Source organism: Acidobacteriota bacterium, assembly GCA_038040445.1.
GTDB lineage: Bacteria > Acidobacteriota > Blastocatellia > UBA7656 > UBA7656 > Onstottus_A > Onstottus_A frigus.
In genome coordinates, this window is record JBBPIG010000012.1 from 97,639 (window position 1) to 120,582 (window position 22,944).

General features: G+C 56.2%; 21 protein-coding genes and 1 pseudogene. 8 read left to right on the top strand and 14 right to left on the bottom strand.

Annotated elements, in window-relative coordinates; genetic code table 11:
* The first annotated feature begins 99 nt into the window (after positions 1–99).
* The 3 genes from AABO57_14665 to AABO57_14675 all read left to right on the top strand — a co-directional run bounded on the left by AABO57_14665 (position 100) and on the right by AABO57_14675 (position 3,415).
* Positions 100–1,074: a hypothetical protein gene (locus AABO57_14665; protein ID MEK6286979.1), complete on the top strand. Its 975-nt coding sequence runs from the start codon at positions 100–102 to the stop codon at positions 1,072–1,074.
* Between the two features lie 147 nt (positions 1,075–1,221).
* Positions 1,222–2,370, top strand: a complete 1,149-nt coding sequence (locus tag AABO57_14670; GenBank protein ID MEK6286980.1) for a GIY-YIG nuclease family protein — start codon at positions 1,222–1,224, stop codon at positions 2,368–2,370.
* Positions 2,371–2,620: 250 nt separating this feature from the next.
* Positions 2,621–3,415 carry a hypothetical protein gene (locus AABO57_14675; GenBank protein ID MEK6286981.1) on the top strand — a complete coding sequence of 265 codons (795 nt, stop codon included), beginning with the start codon at positions 2,621–2,623 and terminating at the stop codon, positions 3,413–3,415.
* 382 nt (positions 3,416–3,797) lie between these two features.
* Here AABO57_14675 and AABO57_14680 read toward each other — a convergent pair whose 3' ends face one another.
* Complete coding sequence (locus tag AABO57_14680) at positions 3,798–4,049, bottom strand: hypothetical protein (GenBank protein MEK6286982.1); 252 nt, start codon at positions 4,047–4,049, stop codon at positions 3,798–3,800.
* Positions 4,046–4,276 (bottom strand): hypothetical protein, encoded by a 231-nt coding sequence (locus AABO57_14685; GenBank protein MEK6286983.1) that lies wholly within the window; start codon positions 4,274–4,276, stop codon positions 4,046–4,048. The genes AABO57_14680 and AABO57_14685 overlap by 4 nt, the downstream gene beginning before the upstream one ends.
* Positions 4,277–4,504: 228 nt before the next feature.
* On the opposite strand from AABO57_14685, the gene AABO57_14690 reads away from it, so the two are divergent.
* Positions 4,505–4,762 carry a hypothetical protein gene (locus tag AABO57_14690; protein MEK6286984.1) on the top strand — a complete coding sequence of 86 codons (258 nt, stop codon included), beginning with the start codon at positions 4,505–4,507 and terminating at the stop codon, positions 4,760–4,762.
* Positions 4,762–5,160, top strand: a complete 399-nt coding sequence (locus AABO57_14695; GenBank protein MEK6286985.1) for a PIN domain-containing protein — start codon at positions 4,762–4,764, stop codon at positions 5,158–5,160. The genes AABO57_14690 and AABO57_14695 overlap by 1 nt, the downstream gene beginning before the upstream one ends.
* 59 nt (positions 5,161–5,219) lie before the next feature.
* Here AABO57_14695 and AABO57_14700 read toward each other — a convergent pair.
* Positions 5,220–5,447: pseudogene (locus AABO57_14700) on the bottom strand (hypothetical protein).
* Positions 5,448–5,543: 96 nt separating this feature from the next.
* Positions 5,544–5,795, bottom strand: coding sequence for a hypothetical protein (locus AABO57_14705; GenBank protein MEK6286986.1), 252 nt, complete (start codon positions 5,793–5,795; stop codon positions 5,544–5,546).
* 404 nt (positions 5,796–6,199) lie between these two features.
* On the opposite strand from AABO57_14705, the gene AABO57_14710 reads away from it, so the two are divergent.
* Together AABO57_14710 and AABO57_14715 are read left to right on the top strand one after the other, a co-directional pair.
* A complete protein-coding gene (locus AABO57_14710; GenBank protein ID MEK6286987.1) occupies positions 6,200–6,406 on the top strand; it encodes a BrnT family toxin in 207 nt (68 codons plus the stop codon).
* Positions 6,387–6,716 carry a hypothetical protein gene (locus AABO57_14715; protein ID MEK6286988.1) on the top strand — a complete coding sequence of 110 codons (330 nt, stop codon included), beginning with the start codon at positions 6,387–6,389 and terminating at the stop codon, positions 6,714–6,716. The genes AABO57_14710 and AABO57_14715 overlap by 20 nt, the downstream gene beginning before the upstream one ends.
* A 386-nt stretch (positions 6,717–7,102) precedes the next feature.
* On the opposite strand, the gene AABO57_14720 is transcribed toward AABO57_14715, so the two are convergent.
* From AABO57_14720 to AABO57_14750, 7 genes are all read right to left on the bottom strand, one after another.
* Positions 7,103–9,322 (bottom strand): ABC transporter permease, encoded by a 2,220-nt coding sequence (locus AABO57_14720; protein MEK6286989.1) that lies wholly within the window; start codon positions 9,320–9,322, stop codon positions 7,103–7,105.
* Positions 9,259–9,570 carry a hypothetical protein gene (locus tag AABO57_14725; GenBank protein ID MEK6286990.1) on the bottom strand — a complete coding sequence of 104 codons (312 nt, stop codon included), beginning with the start codon at positions 9,568–9,570 and terminating at the stop codon, positions 9,259–9,261. Before AABO57_14725 ends, AABO57_14720 begins: the two co-directional genes overlap by 64 nt.
* Before the next feature lie 227 nt (positions 9,571–9,797).
* Complete coding sequence (locus tag AABO57_14730; GenBank protein ID MEK6286991.1) at positions 9,798–10,688, bottom strand: DUF4097 family beta strand repeat-containing protein; 891 nt, start codon at positions 10,686–10,688, stop codon at positions 9,798–9,800.
* A gap of 21 nt (positions 10,689–10,709) precedes the next feature.
* Positions 10,710–13,145, bottom strand: coding sequence for an ABC transporter permease (locus tag AABO57_14735; protein ID MEK6286992.1), 2,436 nt, complete (start codon positions 13,143–13,145; stop codon positions 10,710–10,712).
* A gap of 181 nt (positions 13,146–13,326) precedes the next feature.
* Positions 13,327–15,798 (bottom strand): ABC transporter permease, encoded by a 2,472-nt coding sequence (locus AABO57_14740; GenBank protein MEK6286993.1) that lies wholly within the window; start codon positions 15,796–15,798, stop codon positions 13,327–13,329.
* Positions 15,799–15,968: 170 nt separating this feature from the next.
* On the bottom strand, positions 15,969–16,394 hold the full coding sequence (locus AABO57_14745) for an FtsX-like permease family protein (protein MEK6286994.1): 426 nt from the start codon (positions 16,392–16,394) through the stop codon (positions 15,969–15,971).
* A 40-nt stretch (positions 16,395–16,434) separates the two neighbouring features.
* The gene (locus AABO57_14750) at positions 16,435–16,617 is read right to left on the bottom strand and encodes a hypothetical protein (GenBank protein ID MEK6286995.1); all 183 of its coding nucleotides are present in this window, start codon (positions 16,615–16,617) and stop codon (positions 16,435–16,437) included.
* Positions 16,618–17,079: 462 nt separating this feature from the next.
* On the opposite strand from AABO57_14750, the gene AABO57_14755 reads away from it, so the two are divergent.
* Positions 17,080–18,921 (top strand): glycosyltransferase family 39 protein, encoded by a 1,842-nt coding sequence (locus AABO57_14755; protein MEK6286996.1) that lies wholly within the window; start codon positions 17,080–17,082, stop codon positions 18,919–18,921.
* Between the two features lie 296 nt (positions 18,922–19,217).
* Here the strand turns inward: AABO57_14755 and AABO57_14760 are convergent, their stop codons facing one another.
* The 3 genes from AABO57_14760 to AABO57_14770 all read right to left on the bottom strand — a co-directional run bounded on the left by AABO57_14760 (position 19,218) and on the right by AABO57_14770 (position 22,769).
* Entirely contained in the window at positions 19,218–19,574 is a 357-nt protein-coding gene (locus tag AABO57_14760) for an HNH endonuclease (protein MEK6286997.1), read from the bottom strand.
* 67 nt (positions 19,575–19,641) lie between these two features.
* Positions 19,642–20,037, bottom strand: coding sequence for an STAS/SEC14 domain-containing protein (locus AABO57_14765; GenBank protein MEK6286998.1), 396 nt, complete (start codon positions 20,035–20,037; stop codon positions 19,642–19,644).
* Between the two features lie 299 nt (positions 20,038–20,336).
* Entirely contained in the window at positions 20,337–22,769 is a 2,433-nt protein-coding gene (locus AABO57_14770) for an ABC transporter permease (protein ID MEK6286999.1), read from the bottom strand.
* Positions 22,770–22,944: the final 175 nt, after the last annotated feature.

A 22,944-nucleotide genomic window follows, 5' to 3' on the forward strand; every position in this document is an offset into this window, starting at 1 on the left:
CGGAGTAGCGCGCCGATGAATGCTCGACGTGCCAACAAGCCATGGCCAACTATTAACTGAGTCAGTCAGCCGCGAACAGCCTGCGGACTGGATCAAAAAATGGAAGCTGAAAGACAAGTTATGCAAACACAATCAATCGAACCGCATCGCGTCACTAAGCCGATTCAGCTGTTGGCAACGTGGTTTGCTGGCTTGCTACTCGTTGACGGTTCTTTCCTCACTGCCGCTCACTTGCTCACTAACCCTAGCTGGCTCTCTCCGCTGCTAGTGATCGCGGCCGTCGTCAATGTGCCCCTGTTTCTTGTCTCGATTTTCGTCCTACAAACAAAGTTCAGACCGGAAATGTTGGAAGACCGGTACTACTCAAAGCACCTAGATCGAGGGGGTATAGAGGAAAGCCAGCTGAAGGTTATTGATGGCTTGAAGGAAGAGTTGAAGACTAAAGCGAGTGAACTGGATGCAGTACAACGTAGCATCGAATCTGAAAGCGAGCGTGAGCGACCAAACGTAAGCACGACGTTTCTCGATCAACTGGACCAGCAACGCTCGGAACTTGAGAGACAGATTGGTAGTCTGAACGAGCATTTACAGCAAGTACAAAGCGCCCAAGAAGAATTGAAGGATCGGGGAGCCTTATTACCTTCAATCGCTTATGTAAGAGAACTCAATGTTGTGGACAAGAAGGGAAGAGTTCGGGCGCAGCTAACAACGTTGATCGACGACTCTCCGAACCTTTTCATCTATCGTGAGGATGGATATGAACCGGGCAAGGATTTAGATTTCGCCATAGCGTTGGGGTTGGATGACAACGATGGCGAAGCCGCTCTTGATTTACGAAGCAAATTGCGCGGGGCGGGATTGCGCTTAGATACGGATGACACGGGCCACTGCGGAATAAGCCTAATGGGAGACAAACGGGAGGGGAGCATAAATCTCAGCACGTCCCAGAGTGAGTCGAACATCAGTGTTGGCGGCAAGAGTCTGGACACACAGATAATACTCAGGGCACGGGCTAATGGTACAACTTGGCTAACTACCATTGAAGATGGAAAACAGACATGGAGTTCGTCGTAGACGAGATTGTAGAGGCATCAAGGGTAGGGTTGCAGATTGCAATTGGCACGGAATCGCCGAACGGCAGGCCCGGCCTTGCTTCCGAGTTGACGCCGTACGCATATCGCTTCGCTCAGCGTCTTGAGCAACTATCGGATGTAATCGGATATGTCTAATCCCGGCTTCATCTACTTGCTTATGAATCCTTCGATGGAAGGCTTAGTCAAGATTGGCAAGACAACGCGCGATCCCAAAGAACGAGCTAAGGAATTATCAGCAACAACCGGAATTCCGACGCCGTTCGTTCTCGTCTTTGACGCTTACTTCGACGATCACTCACGTGCCGAAGAGTACATACATGCGCTCCTGCAACAGCGGGGCTATAGAATCTCCATGAACAGGGAGTTCTTCAGTATTCCGGTGAACGAAGCGATCAAAGCCATTCTGGACACGCAGAAGATGTTTGAGAATCAAGACGGGCTCCCCCTCGGCAAGCAAGCGGACCCACATAACTTTTCGGACTTAACGGATTTTCACAAGAACAATGCTGAGCCTTGGCTTGATGTCTTCGGAATGGCCGAAGATGCACATTACGGCTTGCGCGATACGCTCGAAGATGTTGATGAGGCTCTACGGCTATACCTGCACGCCAACAGGTTGGGGGCTCCTAAGGCTTGCCTGAGAATTGGTCAAATCTACAAGGATAACGAAAGGCTCCAAAACCCCAATCAGGCACTTGTTTATTTCAAGGAGGGCGTGAAGAGGGGCTTGGGCGAGTGCTACGCCGAAATGGCCTCAATCTTTTTTGACGGCAATGAACTCGACAACTTCCGAAAGTGCTGGGCAATGTATTTTGAAAGCGATAGCTTCAGTGGTTGTACGCACGATAGAGCACTCTACGCATACACGTATCTCTTCCAGACGAAGCATCATCGTCTTCCGCTTGATCATCGGACGGAGCTCTTTCGGCTGAGAGATGAAATACTCAAAATAGAAGAGGAATCGCTAGACCGCGCTGGGAAGAAACACAGAGGCGCTCATGACGGTGACCTTCGTTTTATCCGATACACTCTATTTCCAGAAATCCAAAGAGAGATCGGTAAGGGACCAGTGATATCGCTTGATAGAGAGAGGGGTAGCGGGCTTATAGAGAATGCTGACGGAAAGGAGCTTTTTGTTTTCTGGTTGTCTGACGTGATAGATGAACCGTTGCTCTTACGGGCGGGACAGAGGGTTGAGTTTGAAATCGCGGACGGTCGAGATGGCCGCTGGGCTTGTAATGTAATCCTCGCGGTGGAAAGCCCGAAGCCGCTCTAGGCGAGGACGTGCTGGTTCTGTCGGGCTTCCACCGGACAGGTCGAACAGATCAATTCCAAGAAGGGCGTGGTCGATGTTGGGAATGCGATATTCGGTCGGTCGAACTGACCTTTCTTGACGTTGAGAAGCTGACCCTCTCGGACGAGGGGTATCAGCCTCTAGGCACCGGGTGTCACTGGAGATGGTTGACTAGGAACTTGAAAGGGAAGCGCAACGGCTTCCGGAGTTTTTCAGGGAACGGCTGGTGGTGATGGACAAAGACAAAGCTAGGGCAAGGATTGGCCGTCTTCTAGCGGTCAATGGTTTCACGGTTGAATATATTTCAGAAGAGGAGTGGCCAACTGCTGACCTGAAGGTGTCGGAGAACGTCTATACATATTTCATCGAAATCAAGGCCAAAGGTGATGACGAGGAGAAACTTCACAGAGAGAGGCAAGAGTTACTCAAAAAGAAAGTAGTGAATCCTCCTCCAGAAAGTATCCGTAGAAGAAATCGCCTATCCGGGATAATAAGATACGGAGCGGAACAACTTCGAGATTACCCGTCTAGCGACAGATCTTTCAAACTTATGTGGGTCCAGTGTGCCGGCAATGACCCTGTTGGACAAATGGAGCGAGTGCGTGCAACGCTTTACGGAATAGTCTATCTGGGGCGTCGAGGTCATGATGAACTCCGACTTTGCTATTACTTCGACTTCAACGAATTCTTCTATCTACAAAATGAACTCGACGCTGTAATAGTAGAGTCCGACAAGGATGCGCAACTCTGCATTAACAGCTTCTCTCCACGAAGACATTCGCTGAGGCAATCAGGACTGTACCGGTGGTTAGAAGATGGTATCTGCGATCCAGAGATCATTGAGCAAGCAGGCCATGCGTACAGTGCACACGATTGCAACCTCAGCAGGCACGATGTGCAGGCAATCTTAGATTTTGTGCGTAGCAAATATGACGCACCAAGCCTTATGCTTATGCATATGATGCGGCACTCGGGGACAATCCTAGTGCCGACGTCGGGTTCTGATTCCAATCGGAATGATGAATAACGCTTGTCAGATGATCGTTGCACGCGATCTCGGGAACGCACTGACTCGTCCTCACTGGAGGTCGAGGGTGAGCCGGTTCTTGCGATTCTGCGGTTCGGCGCCGTCAATGTCACCAAGTGAATAGCTCTCGTTGTCCAAACAGCTTCGTGTCTCGTGCTCGCGGGAGAGCGGTCAAGATGAAATCGGCAGTCACGTTTGCCAGCTCTTTCGGCTCCAACTTGTGAGGCCCGCCGCCGTAGACTCTTCCTTCTCCCAGCAACGACTCAGTAATCGATGACAGAGCTTTCCAAATGGCTCGGTACAGTTCCTGGTCAACTTCAGGCGTGGCATTGTAGCGGGAGAACCGGCCCGGCTGGTTTGGAGACCCTCTTGTGCCGACTGTCTACTTCCTGGCTTCTTGATGCAAGCGTTCTTCGATCCATTTTCTGACCATCGTTTGATAGCCCCGCTCACCCTCCGACTCAGCAATAACTTTCAAAGTCTCAACCATCTCACCGGGCAAACGTATCGAGCCGGCAACGTGTTTTTTCCCCTTGGACATTTGCTCATCAAATTCATCAGGGTTGGTTTGATGGTATTCAAGTTCTATTTTTTCTTGCTCTGCTTTGGACAACTTGCCGAATCGCTTTTTCATTTCTTTCTCTTCTTCTTACGTTTCAAATTGCGTTTCAAATCCCAACCGGTGAAGACGCGGGCTAGCCCGTTCCCTCCATCCTGGAAGACCAGACGCAACCGTCGCCCGCGATCAGTTTGGCCATCCAAAATGTAGACATCATCAAACCGGCGCTCATTCCGGCAGAATTCATAATCGTGGAAGAAACATTCCTCCGCTTCATCGGGCTCGATTCCGTGATCGCGCAAATGCTGAACGTTTCCATTCTTCTTGTTCTCATCATCCCAGTCAAACTTGTCTCAACCATATGCAGGCACTGGCTAATAGCAATCCACTTAGCCGCGCGGTAAAGATTCTGTGCTTGCTGCATTCTCTTGGAGGCAGGCCGTCGGCTGAGGCTGGAAAAGTATCTGGCAGCGACGGGACAAGATCGCGTATATTGATGCTAAACCGTGGTAGCGCCTTTGGAGGCTAATATGACCAGGACACTTGAAGCGACATTCGACGGCGAAGCCTTGATTCTGGATGAACCGCTTGATCTAAAGCCTAATACGCGCGTTCGCGTGACTATCGAAACGAGCGGTGCGCCCCACATGTCTGGCAAAGCCTCCCTGGGCAGCTTGCGTGAGTTGTTTGGCTCGGTCGATTTGGGATATCCAACCGGCGCCGATAACGACGCCATTGATGCTGACCTGGCTCGCGACTACGCCTCAACCCATGAGGAAACCCGCTGATGTTTCTTGATACTTCTGGTTTGCTTTGCCTGATCCACGTCCGCGAGCCGCTACATGAGAACGCCGTCTCAAGCTACGACGCCGCAACGACGCCACGGCTAACGCACAGCTATGTTTTGGATGAGTTCATCGCGCTGGCGCAGTCGCGCAAGTTGTGGCGCGGAGCTGCGTTGGACTTCAGCGAAAGACTGACTGACGACGCCGATATCGAAACCGTGTCGGTGGATGAAACGCAGCATCGCGAGGCGTTGGAGTTGCTACGCGCGAGACCGGATAAGGCGTACAGTCTCTGCGATGCGGTCAGCTTTGGACTTATGCGGGAACGCGGCATAACCGACGCTCTCACCACTGACCGCCACTTCGAACAAGAAGGTTTTGTTCGTTTGCTCATTCCTTAACTCACAGGGAACCCGTCAGAGTTACGGTTCAGCGGTAGAGGGTTGACGCAACTTAGATTTCATCGCCGGGTTGCGGAGGAACATCTGGCACGCGCGCGAGAATGTCGTCTACCTTTTGCCAGTCTACCCGCTTGGCGCGTGACGCGCTTCTCACGTGCTCGAGGGAGAGCGTTCAAGATTAATTCGGCAGTCACGTTCGCCAGCTCTTTCGGCTCCGGCTTGTGAAGCCCGCCGCCGTAAACTCTTCCTTCTCCCACCAACGACTCAGTAATCGATGACAGAGCTTTTCTAAATGGCTCGGTACAGTTCCCAGTCAACTTCAGGCGCGATATTGTAGCGGGAGAACCGGCCGGCTGGCCTGGAGACCCTCTTGTGCCGCCTGTCTACTTCCTGGCTTCTTGATGCAAGCGTTCTTCGATCCATTTTCTGACCATCGTTTGATAGCCCCGCTCACCCTCCGACTCAGCAATAACTTTCAAAGTCTCAACCATCTCACCGGGCAAACGTATCGAGCCGGCAACGTGTTTTTTCCCCTTGGACATTTGCTCATCAAATTCATCAGGGTTGGTTTGATGGTATTCAAGTTCTATTTTTTCTTGCTCTGCTTTGGACAACTTGCCGAATCGCTTTTTCATTTCTTTCTCTTCTTCTTACCTTTCAAATTACGTTTCAAATCCCAACCGGTGAAGACGCGGGCAAGCCGGTTCCCTCTATCCTGGAAGGCCAGACGCAACCGTCTCCCGCGATCAGTTTGGCCATCCAAAATGTAGACATCATCAAACCGGCGCTCATCCCATGGTGCACAGACACGGCGCGGGCGGCCGACGCTCTTGCGAATACCAAGGCTCGCGGTGGTGACAAAGATAGCCTTCGTGCACACGCTGATCGACCTCACCGGGTAGCCACGGGGTAATCTTACCTTGCCCTACAATCGTGGTACACTTTGGCTCGAAGGACTGATGATGAGACTGGATTTTGAATGGGATGACGAAAGGCTAAAGAGAACAAGCGCAAACACAAGGTCGATTTCGAAGAAGCCATCACCGTCTTTAGTGATCCCTTCTCACTCACTATCGAAGACCCCGATCATTCAATTGAGGAACCGCGCTATATCGACTTGGGCCGTTCTGAGAGCGGGCGGGTTTTGGTCGTGAGCTACACTGAAAGCGGTGCGAAGATACGCATCATCAGTTGCCGTCGAGCATCGCGCAGCGAAGGGAGACGATATGAAGAAGGCACCGCGTAGTACGGCCCGGAACGACAAAGATACCTTGCGTCGCGAATATGACTTCTCTGGCGGCGTGCGTGGCAAGCACTATCGGGCGATGCAGAGTGGCTATACGATTACGGTTCATCACCGTGACGGCTCGACAGTGATCAAAGAGGTGAAGCCCAAAGAAGGCGCGGTGACTTTGGCGCCGGATGTTCGCGAGTACTTCCCCGACTCTGAGTCTGTAAACGCGGCTTTGCGTTCGTTGATTGGCCTCATACCTAAAAAGCGCGGAACGGTAGCGAAGAGAACACCGGATGACCAGAGAAGAAGCCCTTCTCAGTAAACCGGTAACCGTACAAGCCACTACTCGTCAGCAGATTACGTTTAGGTTGCGAACTGCGAGGTTCATTCATGAATAAGACCCTCATCAGATACTAGGATAAAGGTCAGCGGGTCTCGCGCAGTGATTCCGTAAAGGTAACTCGACAGCACGCGAGTCAACGCGAGAGACCCCGCCAACCCGGGTTCAGGGTTCAGGGTTCAGGGTTCAGGGTTCCGAGTTCAGGGTTTCTGGTTTCTCGTTTCGGGTTTCTCATTTCTGGCGCCGCCTGTCTGATTCTTGGTCACGAGACTGGAACCAGCAAACAAAAACGAGAAGCTGGAACCAGCAACTAGAAACCAGAAACCCGGAACCCTGAACCCTGAACTCCGAACCCGGAACCCTGAACCCTATTCACATCTCAACGCAACCATCGGGTCCACTTTCGTCGCGCGGCGCGCGGGAATGTAGCTGGCCAACAAGGCCACGCCTCCAAGCACCAACGAGACGACAACAAACGTCCCCGGATCAGTCGGACTCACGCCAAACAGCAACCCCGAGATAACCCGGGTCAACGCGACAGCTCCGGCTAATCCGATCCCTACACCCAACAGCGTAAGAACCATGCCTTGACCAACGACCAGCCTCACGATATCCCGGCGCTGCGCGCCTAACGCGACGCGAACGCCGATTTCATGCGTGCGCTGAGTCACGGAATAGTTGATGACGCCAAAAACTCCTACCACTGCGAGGACCAGCGCAAGCGCTCCAAAAATACTGAGCAACAGCATATTGAAACGCTGGGCGCCAACCGAGTCGGAAAAGATCTGATCCATCGTTGTGATAGCAACCGGTTGATCCTTGTCGATGGCCATCACTTGCTCACGCACAACCGCAGCCAGCTTCAATGGGTCACTCGAGGTTCGGACCATAACCGCCATGGAAGGGTCCGGCTCTTGAAGGTCGGACAGGTACATCTCCGGGTTGGGCCTCGTGTTCAGACCCATGTGACGGATGTCTCCAACTACGCCAACAATCGTCAGCCACGGACTCGCGATGATGCGTATTCGTTTGCCAAGCGGCTCCTCATTCGGGAAGAACATGCGGGCCATCGTTTCGTTGATGATAATTGCAGGAGCCGGCTGCGACTCGTTGTAGTGTTCGGGATAAGGCTGCTGCTCAAACCAGCGCATTACCGGTAGCGCAATCCGGGCGTCCGCTTCAGCGAAGTATCTCCCTTTGTGAAGCGGAACTCTCATCGTCCGGAAGTAGTCGGAGCTTACGCTGCGCATGGCGGCATTCGGTTCCTGACCGGGGGGCGGCGCGGGATGACCGTCTATCGAGAAGGGCCCCCAGTTATCACCAGGACTCAGTGGAGTCTGAGTCGTTGCCCCGACCGATTCTACGCCGGGCAAAGCTCGGATCCGGTCTTTGAGCTCTTCATAGAACCTCATCTGTTGCTGCGGCGTGGTGTATCTCGGACCTGGTAAGGATAGGTCCAGCCTCAGAACATTGTGCGGGTCGAAGCCCGGATCGATACTGACCGGTCGTACAAAGCTCTTGAGCATCAGACCGCCGCCGGCCAATAACACGAGGGCAAGCGCTACCTCGAGAACCACGAGCAGACTCCCGATCCTTCGCCGGCTCACGCCGGCCGATGCCCTTGTTCCTTCATTCAACGACTGGCTCAAGTTGAGCTTGGAGCCTCGCAGCGCGGGCATCAGCCCGGTGATGATTCCGGTCAATAGTGAGAAGCCAACGGTTGCCGCCAGCACCTGGCCGTCAATTCTTATCTGCTCGATGCGGGGAATATTGATCGCCCTGATTCCTGGCAGCAGATCGATGATCCACATCGCCATTAGCACGCCAACTCCTCCACCCATCGCCGCCAGCAGACAACTTTCGGTCAACATCTGACGAACCAGTCGCAGTCGTCCTGCGCCCAGAGCGATTCTGATGGCAATTTCTTTCTGACGGGCCGCGGCTCGCGTGAGCAGAAGGTTGGCGACATTCGCACACGCGATCAGCAATACAAATCCAACGGCGCCAAACAACACCAACAACGCAGGACGAACATTGCCTACAATGTCTTCGCGCAGGGAATCGACCTTCACGCCATGCCCGATATTGCTATTCGGATATTGATGTTCGAGCTGCTCGGCGACATGAGCCAACTCCGCCTGCGCTTGCTCCACGGTCACGCCTGGTTTGAGCCGAGCTATCACATTGTTGTTGTGCCTGCCCACTTTTTGAACTTCCCCGGGCAAGTCGATGGGAAGCCAGACGTCCGGATCCGTATTCAGCCAGACCCCCACGCACTGCCGCTGCATGACCCCGATCACCATATACTTCTGATCGCTCAAGGTTATTGTCTTGCCGACGATGTCCGGGTCCGAGCCGAAGCGCCGCTTCCATAGGTGCGCGTTCAGCACAACGATGGGATTGGTGCGCGCCTGATCCTCTTCGGGCGAGAAGGTGCGGCCCAGAAGAGGCTCCACGCGCAGCACTGAAAAGAAATCAGCCGAAACCCTCGCGGCGGAAATCGCCGCCGGGTCACCCGCACCCGTCAGCGTGAAGCCGTCACCCGTAAGGATGCCATCTGCTCGAAGCTGCCGGCTTGTTCTCTCCAGCCAACGAACTCGTGTCCCGAGATTGGAAGGTTCGAGTCGTTGGAGGAAGCCCGTCTCTCCCATATCATCACGAGCCGGTCAGGCTCTTCGAAGGGCAACGGTCTCAGCAGGACCGTGTTGATCAAACTGAAGATGGAACTGTTGGCTCCAATTCCCAAAGCGAGCGTGAGAACCGCTACGACAGTGAAGCCGGGACTCTTGGCCAGCGTCCGCCAGCCGTATCGCAGATCTTGCAAGAACCCATTCATCAGGGTCACCTCCAGATTACGAGGATCGAGGATAGAAGATAGAGGATAGAAGATAGAAGATAGAGGATAGAAGATAGAGGATAGAAGATTCGCGTGGGCGTTCGCGATCCTCAATCCTCAATCCTCGATCCTCAATCTTCAATCCTCAATCCTCGATCCTCAATCCTCGATCCTCAATCCTCGATCCTCGATCCTCGATCCTCGATCCTCAATCTTCGATCTGCGGATCAGTGTTTCTCCAGCCGGATCGAGCCGTCGCTGGTCTTCAAAGAAAGCAGTTTCCCGCCCCCGTTGATCTGACCATGCACCTCCCTTTTTCCCTGGCGACCCGAAACCGTGACCGGCATATCGAAATCAATGCTTCCGTCGTTGGTCTCCAGCTCGACATCCGCGGCGATCGTTCCTGGCAGTCGCAAAGTCAAATTGCCGTCGCCTGTGTTCAGCCGCCAATTCGTTTCCAGCTTCGAGCCTTCGTTTGCCATCGCGTCAATGCCGCCGTCGCCGGTCTTAACGTCCAGCACGTCGAAGCGTCCATTGACTCGGACACGGCCATCGCCTGTTTCCGCGTGCAAGGAGCCATCGATCCCGGTTAGATCAATGCGCCCGTCGCCGGTATGCAGCGTCAGGTTGCCTCGCACGTTGCGCACATCGATATTGCCGTCGCCGGTATCGGCCTTCAGCGTTCCTTGCAACTCCGACAGCTTCAGGTTGCCGTCGCCGCTTCGCAAAAGGATGGTTCCTTTCACGCTTTGAACGTCGACATTGCCGTCGCCAGTGTGCAAATCGAGATCGGCATCGCGCGGCACCTTGATCTCAATATCGACGCGCCTGTTGCGCCAGTTCATCTGGAACGTGTGGCGCGGGAAGCGCACTTCGATATCGATCTGGTCGCCGGTTTGCCGGTCGACGATGTTGATGCCGTCCCCGCCAATCTTCCAACCCTGGGTTGTGATTCGCGCCTCGACGGTCGAACACTCGCAAGACGTCACGCGAATGTTCGCGTCGCTGGTTTCGACGCGCAGTTTTGCCGCGCGTTCGATGTTGAAACTCTTCGTCCATTCATCCGGGGAACCCGACGGCAGGACAGATAGAACCACCATGCAAATCATCCAAATCATGAGTTACCTCCAGAGAGAATATCACTCACACCGCAGCGCCTCCATCGGATCGACTTTCGTAGCGCGGCGAGCCGGCACAAGGCAAGCTGCCAGAGCCGCTACCGTCAAAAGGAGCGATACAGCGACAAATGTCACCACGTCTGTCGCGCTAACGCCATAGAGCAAGCTCGCCATGAAGCGGGTCAGCGCAAATGCCGCAACTGCCCCGATGCCGACGCCCACGAGCGTCAGCTTCATGCCCTGCCCGATCACGAGCCGCAGCACATCGCTCGACCGCGCGCCCAGCGCGATTCGCACGCCGATCTCTTGCGCGCGACCGGCGACCGTGTAAGAGAGCACGCCATAGATCCCGATAACTGCAAGGAGCGCCGCGATGACGCCAAAGCCAACGAGCAGGAGCATGATCGCTCGGCGCGGCGCGACCGAGCGGTTGAGAATCGTAGTCATCGTTTCGAGATTGGCGACGGCTAGCTCTTTATCCACGGAGGCGATCTGGCTGCGGATGGCGCTCGATATGCTCGCCGGATCCGCGTGCGTCCGCACGGTCAGCGCCATCGACCGCCAGGCGTCCTGTGCATGCGGCACATAGACCAGTCCGCGCAAATCATCATCGCGACCGAAGTAGCGCACGTCTTCCACCACGCCGACGATCTCACGTAACTGGTCTTCATCGCGCCACGAGCGGATGCGTCTACCGAGCGGGTCGTCCTCGCCGAACATCCGCCGCGCCATCGTCGCGTTGATGATGATTACCTTGTTGCTTTCGGCGCGGTCGCCCTCATCAAAGTCACGACCCTTGATCAGCCTAATGCCCGTGGTCGCGAAGTAACCGGGACTGATGACGTTCCACGACGCTGGGAAGTCTGAGCTTGCGGGCGGCTGCGGCTGGCCTTCAACGAGGAACACACGGCCCAGGTAAAAACCACCGCCGCCCAGGGGCAGCGCCGAACTCACGGCCGCCGACTCGACGCCGGGGCCGGCGCTAACACTATCGACGACGCTCTTGTAAAAAGCAGTGACGCGCCCCTGGTCGCGGTATCTCACACCGGGAGCGTTGAGTGTCATCGTAATGAGGCGATCAATTTTGAATCCCGGATCGATCTGCTGCACGCGCATGAAGCTGCGAATCGCCAGACCTGCGCCGATCAGAAGCATGAGCGACAGCGCCAACTCAGAGACCACCAGCGCATTGCGGACGAACCGACTGCGCCTGCCGCCCGTGGCGCTGCGCGACGATTCCTTGAGCGCCAGTTGAAGATCGGCGCTTGAAGACTGTAACGCGGGGATCAGGCCGCAGATGACCGTCGTCGCCAACGAGGCTGACAGGGCGAATAACAACACGCCCGCGTCAATTTGGACCCCGGCCAGTCTGGGCGTATCGCCCGGTACGATCGACTTCAGCAGATCAATTCCCCAGACGGCCAGTAACAAGCCGGCGCTGCCGCCGATGATCGTCAGCAGCAGACTCTCAGTCAGTAGTTGCCTGATCAATCTGAATCGGCCCGCGCCAAGCGCCAGGCGAATCGCCATCTCGCGTTCGCGCGCCGCGGCGCGCACCAGCATTAGGTTGGCGACGTTGACGCACGCGATCAACAGCACGCAGCCGACGACCGCGAGCAGGATAAGCAGCGAAGTCCGCGTTTGTTTGCCGACGACATAATCGCGAAGGTTGACGATGCGGTTGCTCCACCCCGGCCGCGACTCCGGGTAATCCTGCTCCAGGCGCGCGGCGATGGCCGCCATTGCGGCGTTCACTTGTGCAGTAAGCACGTCCGGTTTTAATCGCGCGACACCGGAGAAGATCATGTTGTCGCGCCGCAGCAGATCAGGACCCGGATTGGGTCCGACGGCCAGCGGCGCGATAACGTCGCGGTCTGCCGGCCAGGTCGAATCCCGCGGCATCACCCCGATGACCGGATACGGACGTCCATTGAGATAGATCTTCTGGCCTACGATGCTCGAATCGCCGCCGAAGCGTCTCTGCCACAAGCCGTACGTGATGATCAATCCGCGCGCTGGGCCGGGAGGGTTGTAGTCCTCAGGAAGAAACGTCCGACCCAGCAGAGCGTCGCTGCCCATCACCGAGAAGTAATCTTCGGATACCGCCGCCACACGCACTCGTTCCGGCTCGCCATCCCCGCCCGTCAGGTCAGCGGAACTCAGTAGGTTGAGCGCCGCTACGTGCTCGAAAACGCCTTCATTCTTCCAGTCCAGATAATCGGCGTATGTGATGCCGGCGTCGTCCGAGTTGCGCGAAGGATTGAAGGAGATGGGAACCGCCAGCCGATCGGCGTCCTTGTACGGCAGCGGACGCAGGAGAATCGCATTGACGAAACTGAAAATAGTCGTGTTTGCTCCGATGCCCAGTGCGAGCGTGAACACGGCAATCAAGGTGAAGCCGGGCTTCTTCAGAAGCATTCGTGCGCCAAAGCGCAGGTCTCGCATCACTGTTTCCATAATCACTCCAGGTTCCGAGTTCAGGGTTCAGAGTTCCGGGTTCAGAGTTCCGGGTTTCTGGTTTCTGGTTTCTTGGTTTCTCGCTCCTGGCATCGCCTTTCTGATTGTGGTTACGAGACTGGAACCAGAAACCATAAACGAGTAACCGTGAACCTTGAACCACGAACCCTGAACCCTGAACCTATTCATATCTCAGTGCGACCATCGGGTCCACCTTCGTGGCGCGGCGGGCAGGAACCAAACTGGCTCCCAGAGCCGCTCCTGCCAACACCAGCGAAACGATCGTGAAGGTCACCGGGTCGGTCGGGCTCACGCCATACAGAAAACTCGCAATCAATCGCGTCAACCCGTAGGCGGCGGCGAGCCCGAGCGCAACTCCCACAATCGTGAGCTTCATGCCCTCTTTGATAACAAGCGTCAACACGTCCCCAACTTGAGCCCCGAGCGCCATTCGCACGCCGATCTCGCGGGTGCGCTGCGCAACCCCGTAAGCCATGACGCCGTAAAGCCCGATCGCCGCCAGCAGCAGCGCGACAAGTCCAAAAACTCCGATGAGCGTCGAAGCGAGACTCATGGCTGCCAGCGCATTGCCTATCTGGTCGGACATCGTCTTGATGTCGGAAACCGGCAACGAAGAATCAAGCGCGCGCAGCTCCTCGCGCACCGCTGAGATCGAATCCGCCGCTCGCCCTCTCACGCGGACGACGATGTTGGTGTAAGCGCCATAGTCCCGCTGCAAGGCAGGCAAGTCGAAATGCGGGATCGGCGCTTCTGTCAGGTCGTGATGCTTGATGTCAGCTGCGATGCCGATGATCTCCAGCGAAGGTGCATTCGTGCCTAACATTAATCTCTTGCCCAGTGCCTTCTCGCCAGGAAAGAAGTTCAGGGCCATCGCCTTATTGATGATCACAACGCCGGGCGCGCCCTTGCGATCCAGCTCCGTGAAGCCGCGCCCCTCGACCATCCGTATTCCCATTGTTTCGTGATATCGCGGGCCGGCGAAATTGGCGTCGAAGGCCATCTGTTCGTTCGGAAGCGGCTGCCGGCCTTCGACGAAGATGCTGTTCATATATCGGCTGCCGCTGAGTGGCATAATAAGCCCGTAGCTCACCGCGTCGACTCCCGGTATCGAGGACAACCGTTCAATGATCTGCTGCTGCAACGCGCGACCGCGCCCCTCGTCATACTTCTTCTCGTCCAGTTCGAGCGGCGCGACCAGCACGCTTTCAGTCTGATAGCCGGGATCGATCGCAAGAAGGTTTCTCAGACTCTTGATGCACAGTCCGGCGCCGATCAGCACGATCACCGCCAGCGCGAGCTGCGCAACGACAAGCAGGCCTCGGAGATTCAATCGGTGTTCGCGTTGACTGGAGAGGCCGCCTTCTTCCTTCAACGCGGGGACGAGATCCGCTTTCGCGCCCTGCCATGCCGGAACGACACCGAACACGACTCCGGCGAGCAGGGTGGTCAGCGCGCTGAAGGCGAGCACACGCTGATCGAGCCCTTCGCCAAAAAGCCCCTGTGCGAGGCTGAGCCTAGCCTGCGTCTTCACCAACAACGCCACCAGCCAGGGCGCAAGCAGCAGTCCCGCAGCGCCGCCCGCCGCCGCAAGCAGCAGGCTCTCGGTCAGCAGTTGCCGCGCCAGCCGCCATCCGCTTGCGCCCATTGCCCGCCTGATAGCCATCTCCTTGCGCCGCGCGACCCCGCGCGCCAGCAGCAAACCAGCTACGTTGGCGCAAGCGATCAGCAGCACCAGGCCGACAACCGCCATCAGCAATCTGAGCGGCGATGAGAAGCGGTTCCGCAGAGCCGAAATGCCCTGGCCGCCCGGCTCAAACTTGATGTGTTGCTCGGAGAACGGCAGACCTTTGGTGATGACCCCCGGCGGCGTATTGGCCTCTTTGATCTGTTGCACCAGCAGGTCCATTCGCGTTTCCGCTTGCGCCTGACTGATGCCGTCCTTGATGCGTCCCAGCATTAACAGCCAGCGGACCTGGCGATTCTCGATGAACTTCGATTGAGCAAGCTGTGGATGCATCAGCGCGGGAACCCAGATCTCGGTTGGGTCTTCGAGGATCATCCCGGTGAAGTCCGGCGGGGCAATGCCGATCACGGTCAGAGGAAAGTCGTTAAGCGTGATGGTCTGGCCGACCAGATTCGGATCTGCGCCGAAGCGTTTGTGCCAGAAGGCGTCGCTCACCACCACCACTGGCTGCGTGCCCGGCGTCCTGTCTTCTTCGGGAGAGAACGAGCGGCCGTGCCCAGTGCTGACACCGAGCACATCGAAGTAATTAGCCGACACATACTCGCTCTCCACCCTCTCAATCTGATCCCTGGTGTTCAATTCCAACTGCGTCCTGGTAAAGGTAAGCAGACCGGAGAGGACTTCGTTCTGCGCGCGGTAGTCGTTGAAGTCACGATAAGAAAACAGGTTGCTGACAAAATGCGGGCTCACGCTGACGGAGTTGATCAGCACGAGTCGTTGCGGCTCCTCAACGGGCAGCGACCGGATCAGCAGTTTGTCGGTCACGCTGAAGATGGCAGTATTCGCGCCGATGCCCAAAGCGAGCGTGATGACAGCAATCAGAGAAAACCCTGGCTTCTTCATCAGCACTCGCGCGCCGTAACGCAGATCTTGCAACAACGTTTCCATCTGAAACCTCGCAGTTCAGGGTTCAGGCTTCCGAGTTCAGGGTTTCGGGTTTCTGGTTTCTGGTTCCAGGCTCGTAACCAACAATCAGAAAGGAGATGCCAGAAGCAAGAAACCAGAAACTAGAAACCAGAAACCCTAACCCGGAACCACGAACCCGGAACTCGGAACCATTATTCATATCTCAACGCAACCATCGGATCGACCTTCGCCGCTCGGCGGGCTGGCACGAAACAGGCTCCCAGAGCCACCCCTGTCAACATCAGCGAAATGACCGCGAACGTCAACGGATCGGTAGGGCTCACGCCATAGAGAAAGCTCGCGACCAGTCTCGTCAAGCCATAGGCCGCCGCAAGTCCCAGACCGGCGCCGATAAGGGTCAGGTTCATACCTTGCTTGATGACGAGTTTCAACACATCGCCCACCTGCGCGCCGAGCGCCATGCGCACGCCGATTTCGCGCGGGCGCTGGGCGACCGCGTAGGCCATCACACCGTAGTTTCCGACCGCCGCCAGCCCTAGAGCCAGCGCTCCAAACACCCCGACTAATCGCGCGGCCAGCAACGGCGGCGCAAGCGCGGAGTCCATCTGCGCCGACATAGTGGATACCTTGAACAACGGCAGGTTTTGTCCAACACACTCACTTCATGTGTTGAACCGCGCCGATGAGCTTTGACGGATCGCCTGCGGCGCGCACGTGCATCGCCGCTTCAGCCTGATACTGCTGAAGCAGCGGCAAAAACATGTTCGCGCGCGGCCGGTCGAACACGGTTCGGTACTTCCCGTCCTTGGCGACTCCAACCACCTCCATGAGCGGGCTCATGCCTCTGCCTTCCGCCATGGCGAGCCGCTTGCCCAATGGGTTCTGATCCGGCCACACGGCGCGCCATCGTTTCAGTTACGATCACAACCCGAGCGCTCTCGGCGTTGTCCTGCCAAGATCGCGAATCATTTTCTTTCTCCTGACCGATCTCTTTCCCGCGAAACCGAAATTCTCGATTCATATTCACACTGCATTCATTCGCAATCGGGCGCCGCCGCCGGACCGGCACACAACAGGCTACGCTCATTCTGCGCAAAGAGACCAAATTCTGTGCCATGTCTTAAAACACCACAGATCATTGAAAAGTCGAGGTTTGAATTTAGCGACCCACTGAAGGGTAAGCCGAAGATGGTCGCTTTCGGGACAAGAAATTCCCACTACCGCGAACACACCTCCCGACTCGGCAAGCTCCATCAACAGGATTCCACTCATAGGCTGCGCGGGATGATACAATAGGCGCCCGTGATCGACGACTCTTCTTACTCGGCTGGTATATCGGTCAATAGATACTCGCCCGCAACCATCGTCAAGTGCTTCATAGGAATCGCAGCGGTCTCCTTCATTTTGCGTATCTTCTATGCGGGAGACCTCTACCAGGATGACGGACTATGGTTCACCGCAGCCGAAGAGATTCTGCGCGGCAAAGCACTCTATCGCGAAATGTTCTTTGATAAGCCACCTGGTCTCCCGCTTCTCTACGCGGGGCTATTCAAAACCTTCGGCGCTCACATCATAACCATTCGACTATTCACGATCTGCTACGCGGTGGTTGTCTCAGTGGTGCTGTATCTGTTCGGCTCGTGGCTCTACGACAAACCGACCGGGCTGACAGCCGCTGTGATGTTCTCAGTGTTCAGCACCACCTACATAAGCGGCGACATGCAAAGCCTCAACACCGACTTTCTGATGATGCCGTTTTATGCGGCAGGCGCATACCTGCTCATACGATCAGGCGCTGATTTCATTCGCCCCGGCTCAACGCGCGACCGCTCAATTTGGCTCGCCTTTGCCGGCGGTGCGATGGTCGGCGTGGCATCTCAGATCAACCCTAAAGCCATTTTCGACCTCATCTTTTTTGCTCTCTTTCTGATCGCTGCCGTCCTTTGGAAGGTCAGAGAGAGTGAGATCCGCGCAGGCACAACGATAGCCAGTCGCCTAAGTGTGATCAAATACATTGGCGCCGCATCGAAACCAATTGCGCTAACCGTCGCAGGGTTCGTATTGACTTCGCTGCCTTTCTTGCTTTACATCGCAGCAACGCAATCGCTCTCCCGCTATAAGCTCTACGTGTGGGACTTGAGCTCTAGCTATGCTCGCTACTATCCGGTGTCGAGAGCGGGCGTCATTTTCCTTCGATACGGGACAGACTATTTCTTGATTAACAACACGCTGTTTATCACGCTAGTCGTTATGGCCGCGGTCACTATCCGGCAAGTGTGGCGATATGCGAGGGGGCGGCAACTAAGAAGCGCGGATGAGGTTCAAGCGGATGATGATTCAAGATTCAACGCCACGGCCTGCCGCACATTCACATCAGACGCAGCGCTCCTCATGTGGTTTGCAGTCTCTTTCGCAGGTGTCGCCACCGGTGGGCGGTTCTTTGCCCACTATTATTTTCAAGTGTTGCCGAGCTTATGCTTGATCGGCGCACGCGGCCTCGTTGTCATTAACATGCACCTGAGAGCGCGCAACCGACTATTGCGGGGAGCTGCGATCACAGTGCTGATCACCGGTTTTCTCTACACGCTCGTACGTTCTCACAGCGAGACTGCGGGGCTCGCCGTTGATTGGGTGCGTGGCAAGAACAGTGTTCTCAACCGTGAAGCGCGAATAGTTGCTGCAATGGTCAGGGACATACCTGATCCGGCTAACACTGTGGATCGTGTCGGCGTAGAAAGCATCCGCGAAGGCGGGCCACGCACGCGCGCGGTTAACGGGTCATCCGACTATCTTTTCATCTGGGGTAACTGGCCTGAGATTTACTACCGGTCAGGGTTGCTTCCAGCCTCCGGATACCTGGCTGCGCCACCGCTCACGGGTATACCTGCTGATGTGCAATACGGCAAGGAAGAATACCGGTCACTTCTCTACGCGAACCTGACCGCCGCCGCGCGTACGGAGCTCGCGCGAGATATGGAACAGACTCAGCCTAAGTACATCGTTGATCAACTTGGCTTTCTCGACCGGCAACTGTCTATTGAAAGATATCCGGAGTTGCACGAGCTCATGAACAGTTATGAAAGATATACACCGGACAATAGCTTGCCGATCTACATCAGGAGAGTTCCCGCGAAGGCACGTTAGTCGGGTCCAATCAAGGGTCTGACTTCTGACCTCCGGCCTCTGACTCGACTGGCCGCTTCCGGTGTCGACCAACTTCATTCCCGCGATTGCCTTTTTGCCCATCGCGCTTTGCTCCTTCCGTCTGCTTGTCGCGGTGATCTCGTCTGATGAAAAGAGGCTTCGAAGCAGGAATTCGTGAGGGAAGACATGAAGTTCTCGAGGGAGCGATAAAGTTTCTGGACTCGAGCGCCAAGAAGTAGCCTCGAAGCCGCAGAGCTTGAGAATGCGAACGGCGCCCTGTCGTTGACCCGTTCGGATCATACGCCAACGGGCGGGTGTTCACCGTGCGCGAAAAGGAGGCTGCGCAGATTGACAACCTCGGCGCGGTTTAGCTGTAAGGCCTCCACCGTGGCGCGTCCTATCGGGGTGAGACCAAGAATCAACTTGTAGTTGGCGCTCCAGGTGAAGTGATCCGTCCACGTGTGCTTGCGAGGGTGAAACAGGAGCGCAAGCTTCTTAGTTAACGGATCTCGCGCCTTGGTTTTGGTGTACTTGTGATTGTTACAGCCCTGACAAGACAGCGCGAGGTTAGACGCGGTCGTCAGGCCGCCACGGACTCTGGGGATGATGTGTTCAATGACGAAAGGATGGGTCGAGTAGCGGGCTTGGCTCAAACAATACTCACAGCAGTCTTGCGCGCGAGTCATTGTAAGACGCCGCAGTTCCGCGCGCGTGCGCGACTCAGGCATAGTCCGGTTCCGGCGCCTCGATGCCGAGCGCCCGCATCAGGTCGGGCAGTGAAAGTCCTCGCAACCGCGCCAGGTCGGACAACCGCTTCAGACGCTCGACATCGTGGCACTCGATCTCTCGCGTCAGCGCCAATAGGTCGCGATGTTCTGCTCTGGTCAGCTTGTGGCGGCGGCGCTTCCTCATCAGCGAGTCGTAACGCCGTTGAACCTCTACCGGCACTCCCTGATTGATCTTCATCAGCAACTCCGACTCTCCCGGCGTCAGACTCGGCGCTTCCTGTCTCGCCTTTAGAGCGAACAGTCTCGCGACAAATCGTTCCAGCTCAGCCCGCGACATCTGCAACGCGGCGTCGAGTAACCGCTCGGTTTCGAGTTGACTGGTTGACATATGGTTGGCGTTCCCTCGCAGCCTTAGGCGCGACAGACTTATTGAACCTCAGCCTGCATACGTCCACGATAATCGTAACTCGCGATTGCGTCAATTGGTTGTGAACTCGAGTGACACGCATCGCAGCGTTTTCCCTTTTGAATTCACACGAAAGGCGCACACTTTCCCGGTGAGAGCGCGCGCTTCGGATGGTTGACGCGCGATGCTCGCGCCTTCAATGCCTTGTCTGAGCCGCTATCCGCGCTCACCGCCTTGACAGTTTCTTGCTCGAACCTCCGCTCGCGAGAATCGAGGCTCATCTACTCGTGACGTAGCGCGACCATCGGATCCACTCTCGTAGCTCGCCTCGCCGGAAGGTAGCACGCCACCAAAGCCACCACACCCAGCAGCAACGACGCGACGACAAACGTTATTGGATCAGTCGCGCTCACGCCGAACAGCACCGTTTTCATCAATCGCGTCAAGACCAACGCCGCCGATAAGCCGATCGCCACGCCGATCAACGTCAGCCTCATTCCTTGTCCAAGCACCAGCTTCAATACATCGGCTTTTTGCGCGCCCAACGCCATGCGAACGCCGATCTCGTGTGTGCGCGTCGACACCGCATAAGAGATCACGCCGTAGATCCCGATCGCTGCAAGCACCAAGGCCAGCAACCCGAAGCCGCCCAGGACCGATCCCACGATGCGCGCCGGAAGCAACGGCAGATTCATCTTTTCGACCAGCGTGGCGCTGGACATCGGAATGTGCGAATCCAATTCAAGGACTTCACGCCGAACTGCGGCGATCAATCTTTGCGAATCGCCGTCGGTGCGAATTATCACGCTCGTCGATCCAACGTCCGACTGCCACAGCGGGCGGGCGACGAATGGCTTCGGGTCTTCGCCCAACCCTGCGTACTTGCCGTCCTGGACAACCCCGATGATCTGAGTCTTCGTCCCTTCGGGACTGCCCAGACTGAAGCGCTTGCCGATCGGGTCTTCTCCGGAGAAAAAGCGGCGCGCAAAGGTTTCGTTGACGATCGCCACCGGGGGCGACTTCTCATCGTCCTGCTCGGTGAAGTCGCGGCCTTGCAGGAGACGCGTGCTCATAGCTTCGAAATATCCGGGCGTTACGCGATTGCGCATCGCAGTCGGCGTGTTCGCGGCGCGTTGAACGGCCTGGCCCTCGATGAAAACAGCGGCGCGCGAGAAGTGGAGATCGACGGGGACCAGATCGGCGATACCGGCGGACCGCGCTTCGGGCAAAGCGCGCACCCGTTCGAGCAATCGCTTTTGAAACTCCTTGCCCTGCGCGCTTTCATAACCCTGCAATCGCAGATGGAACGACACTTCAACGGCGTTATTCGGATCGAAGCCGAGGTTGATTGTTTGCGCCTGCTCGAGCGCGCGCATCATCAAGCCTCCGCCCACCAGCAGCACCAAAGACAACGCCATCTGAGAAACAATCAGACTGCTCTTCCACCACGAGCGGCGATGACTTCCGAATGAGGCTTCATCCTTCAACGCGTGCATCAGATCAGTCTTGGTCGCTTGAAGCGCCGGCAATAATCCGAACAGCACGCCGGTCGCAAGCGAGAGCAGAAGGGTAAAGATGAACACGCGATAGTCGATGTGCAGATCAATCGCCACCGGAACGTTGACCGGCAGTCTGAAAGCCATCAGCAGATTGACCAGCCAGAAGGCCGGCAGCAGTCCCAACGCGCCGCCAGCCAAAGCCAGCAGCAAGCTCTCAGTCAGCAGTTGCCGCACGAGCCGGAAGCGGCTCGCTCCCAACGCCAGGCGCACGGCGATTTCCCGGCGGCGTTCGGCCGCGCGCGCCAACAACAGATTGGCGAGATTGATGCAGGCCAGCAGCAGAACCATCCCAACTACCGCCATCAATAATCCTACAAACCCCAATACCGGGCCGCGCATTGTAAGCCCGATAAAACCCGGAGATGACAGCACGACTCGCTTGCGTTCATTGATTTCCGGATACTCGCGTTCGAGCTGCGCGGCAATTGCGTTGATCGCCGTTTGCGCCTGGGTCATCGAGACGCCGGGTTTGAGCCGGCCTTGCACAAAGATGTTTTCGACATTTCTTTTGTCCAGCCACTGGGCGCCGCTTTCGATTTGCGCCTGCATCGCCATCGGGAAGAACAACTCCGGCGCTGAGACGACTTCAGTCCCGTAAAACCCCTTGGGCGCAACGCCGATGATCATGTAGCTGCGGCCATTCACGATCACGTCTTTGCCGATGATGTTTTGATCGCCGCCGAAACGCTGCCACCAGCATTTGTAGCTCATCACTGCCACCGGATGTGCGCCCGCCGTTCGGTCATCATCGGATGAAATCACCCTGCCCAACGCCGCTTCGACGCCCAACACTTCGAAATAATTACCGGTGACCTGGTAGCCCCACACTCGTTCATTGATGCCGTCGTGGCTGAGGCTCAACGGCGCGTAGCGGTAACCAATGAGACCGGAAAACACATCGTTTCGATCGCGAAAGTCTTTGTAGTTTGGATAAGAAAAAGAGGCGAACGCGAACGCGTGGTTCTCCTCGGTGTTGTTGAGTGAGACTAGTTGCCGCGGCTCATCTATTGGAAGCGGACGCAGCAGAACGGTATTAATCAGGCTGAAGATCGCTGTGTTAGCTCCAGTGCCGAGCGCCAAAGAGACCACGGCAACTAGAGTAAAGCCTTTGTGCTTGAACAACATTCGCACGCCGTAACGTAAGTCTTGAATCATTTCATCCTCCCATCAAGGAGTTCAGGGTTTCTGGTTTCGGGTTTCGGGTTTCTGGTTTCTGGTTCAGGGTTCAGGGTTCAGGGTTCAGTGCCCAATGACGTGCGGCGTGACCTGGGCTTGGAGTTCGAAAACCACAAACCAAAAGAACAAACCAGAAACCCTGAACGCTGAACCC